General features: G+C 60.3%; 3 protein-coding genes. 1 reads left to right on the top strand and 2 read right to left on the bottom strand.

Annotated elements, in window-relative coordinates:
• Window positions 1–92 precede the first annotated feature (92 nt).
• Window positions 93–722 carry an amino acid transporter gene (locus QMX91_RS30330; RefSeq protein ID WP_139053955.1) on the bottom strand — a complete coding sequence of 210 codons (630 nt, stop codon included), beginning with the start codon at window positions 720–722 and terminating at the stop codon, window positions 93–95.
• A 15-nt stretch (window positions 723–737) separates the two neighbouring features.
• Entirely contained in the window at window positions 738–1,364 is a 627-nt protein-coding gene (locus QMX91_RS30325) for a TetR/AcrR family transcriptional regulator (RefSeq protein WP_135295839.1), read from the bottom strand.
• 160 nt (window positions 1,365–1,524) lie between these two features.
• Here QMX91_RS30325 and QMX91_RS30320 point away from each other — a divergent pair, with 160 nt between their 5' ends.
• A complete protein-coding gene (locus QMX91_RS30320; protein WP_282413847.1) occupies window positions 1,525–2,907 on the top strand; it encodes an aspartate aminotransferase family protein in 1,383 nt (460 codons plus the stop codon).
• Window positions 2,908–2,992: the final 85 nt, after the last annotated feature.

Below are 2,992 nucleotides of genomic sequence, written 5' to 3'. Positions count from 1 at the left end.
GAGGGAGCTTGCTCCCGCTGGACTGCACAGCAGTCCTCCCCAACAGCGGGGCCGCTTCGCGCCCCAGCGGGAGCAAGCTCCCTCGCCACAGTTCATTCGTTGGGTCGGGAGTATTTTTCAGGTGTTTGCAATCGCTGAATCCACTCATGCTCGGGATGCAACCGAACCAGATGTTGCATCAGCCATCGCCGCTCTTCGCGAGATAAATCCGGCAATGCCTGACTGAAATCGGTTTGATCCTTGGGACGCGTGTATTTGGCCTTGAACAGCAGAATCGCCGCAGGCCTGAGATAGGGAATCCCCGTATCACTCAGTGCCACCATCGCGGCGCGTGGATGGACAATCGACGGGTCTCTTTTATAGACCCACGTATCCGTCGTGCCGGATTCAAGCATCAGATCGACTCGCCAGGCATGGGCAACGGCATCAAATCCCCACACCTGGAAAATATTCTCGCCTGGCGTTTGCCCCACCGGCAAAAACGTCAGTTCACCGTCCCGCACGGTATAGAAGTCCAGCTCGGCCAGCGCTTGCCGGAAGCGCTGAAAGTCGTCCCGCAGGACGGTGAACTCCAGATCGCTGTGCGCACGGGTTTGCCGGCCCAGCCATAAATCCAGCGCCCATCCGCCAACCACGCACCACGGGCGCGAGATGTGTTTCAGCCGTTGCGCCAGTTCTTCCGGCGTCCACGGTTGCCATTCTTGCTGATCAGGAACGGTCATGCGCTCTGCTTCTCGTCACTTGGCTTTCGATTCCGCGCCGTTGCTCAAAATGCCGTGGCAGATCAAACCCAACACACTGCGCATATGCCGGGCATGCGCTTGCCGATTGGGTGCCGTCTCGGTCGCCAGCCGAATAAACGCCATATTCGCGTACTGGTTGAACAACGTCGCCGCCACATCGAGATCGACTGACGCCCGCACCTTGCCCTGCGCCTGAAAATGCCCGAGCAGGGCCTTGGTCTCTTCGATCACCGCCGCATTCCACGGGCTCAACGCCAGCGCCAACTCACCGGTCAGCAGAAACGGCGCCAGTTCACGCCACAACGAGGCCGGCATCGCTTGCAGTTGATAGTCGGTCATCAAGCCTTCGAACTCGCACAACGCCTCCAGCGGATCACTGTCGTCGTCCAGATTGGCCCGGGCATCGCGCATCGCCTGCTCGTCCGGCTGTTTGAGCAAGGCCAGCAGAATCTCCTGTTTGCCACCGAAATAATTGACCACCGTCGGCGCGGAAACCCCAGCCTGGACCGCGATCTGGTCTAGCGTGGTGGCCGCAAAACCGTTGGTCTTGAACAGCTCCAGCGCTGCCTGCGCGATGACTTCCCTGCGCTGTTCCTTTTGCCGTTCTCTGAGCCCGCTCATGGTGCTGATGTCCTGTCTTGCTGATCGGCGTCAGCCTACGGATTTCTTTTTTCACCGACAAATATTTTCTTTACAAAAATATTTTTAAGTGACAAATATTAACCGTGCACCGCTGGAATGAACGCGCACCCCACTTGCCCCGTTTCTCTGGAGAACCGCCATGTCCGCCGAATTCGATCCGACCCGCAGCACCCGCGATTACCAGGCCGCCGACGCCGCCCACCACATTCACGCGTTCGTCGATCAGAAAGCCCTCAACGAGGAAGGCCCGCGGGTGATGGTCAGCGGTGATCGCCTGGCGCTGTGGGACAACGACGGCAATCGCTACTTGGACGGCATGTCCGGCCTGTGGTGCACCAACCTCGGTTACGGACGCAAGGACCTGGCCGCCGCTGCCTCCGCGCAGCTGCAACAACTGCCCTACTACAACATGTTCTTCCACACCACTCACCCGCAGGTGATCGAGCTCTCCGAGCTGTTGTTCAGCCTGCTGCCCCAGCACTACAGCCACGCGATCTACACCAACTCCGGCTCGGAAGCCAACGAAGTGCTGATCCGCACCGTGCGCAAGTTCTGGCAGGTGATGGGCCAGCCCGAGAAGAAAATCATGATTGGCCGCTGGAACGGCTACCACGGCTCGACTCTCGCCGCGACGGCGCTGGGCGGCATGAAATTCATGCACGAAATGGGCGGCACCATCCCTGACGTCGCGCACATCGACGAACCGTACTGGTTCGCCCACGAAGGTGATCTCAGTCCGGAAGAATTCGGCCTGCGCGCCGCACGGCAACTGGAAGACAAGATCCTCGAACTGGGCGCCGACAAGGTCGCCGCGTTCGTCGCCGAACCGTTCCAGGGCGCTGGCGGCATGATCATTCCGCCCGCCACCTATTGGCCGGAAATCCAGCGTATCTGCCGCAAATATGATGTGCTGCTGTGCGCCGACGAAGTCATCGGCGGTTTCGGTCGCACCGGCGAATGGTTCGCGCACCAGGCCTTCGGTTTTGAACCGGACACCCTGTCGATCGCCAAAGGCCTGACCTCCGGCTACATCCCCATGGGTGGGTTGATCCTGTCGCGACGCATGGCCGAGGCGTTGGTGGAAAAAGGCGGCGTGTTCGCTCACGGCCTGACCTACTCCGGGCACCCGGTGGCGGCTGCGGTGGCGATTGCCAACCTCAAGGCGCTGCGCGATGAAGGCGTGGTCACTCAGGTGAAAAACGACACCGGCCCTTATCTGCAGAACTGCCTGCGTGAGGTGTTCGGCAACCATCCGCTGGTGGGTGAGGTTCAGGGCGTGGGGCTGGTGGCGGCGCTACAATTCGCCGAAGACAAAGCCACCCGCAAGCGCTTTGCCAACGAGAACGACATCGCCTGGCGCTGCCGCACCATTGGTTTTGAGGAAGGCCTGATCATTCGTTCGACGCTGGGCCGGATGATCATGGCCCCGGCGCTGATCGCCACGCGCGCGGAGCTGGATGAATTGGTCGACAAGACACGCATCGCCGTAGATCGCACGGCTCGCGAATATGGCGTGCTGTAACACATACCCCTTGTAGGAGTGAGCCTGCTCGCGATAGCGGTGTGTCATTAACATCGATCTAAACTGATCGACCGCTATCGCGAGC

This window comes from Pseudomonas sp. PS01299 (genome assembly GCF_029960145.1).
Classification (GTDB): domain Bacteria; phylum Pseudomonadota; class Gammaproteobacteria; order Pseudomonadales; family Pseudomonadaceae; genus Aquipseudomonas; species Aquipseudomonas putida_A.
This window is presented reverse-complemented; position numbering and strand designations above follow the sequence as displayed.

Coding starts and splice junctions, on each gene's coding strand:
- QMX91_RS30325 (WP_135295839.1), bottom strand. CDS start 1,364: ATGAGCGGGCTCAGAGAACGGCAAAAGGAACAGCGCAGGGAAGTCATC.
- QMX91_RS30330 (WP_139053955.1), bottom strand. CDS start 722: ATGACCGTTCCTGATCAGCAAGAATGGCAACCGTGGACGCCGGAAGAA.
- QMX91_RS30320 (WP_282413847.1), top strand. CDS start 1,525: ATGTCCGCCGAATTCGATCCGACCCGCAGCACCCGCGATTACCAGGCC.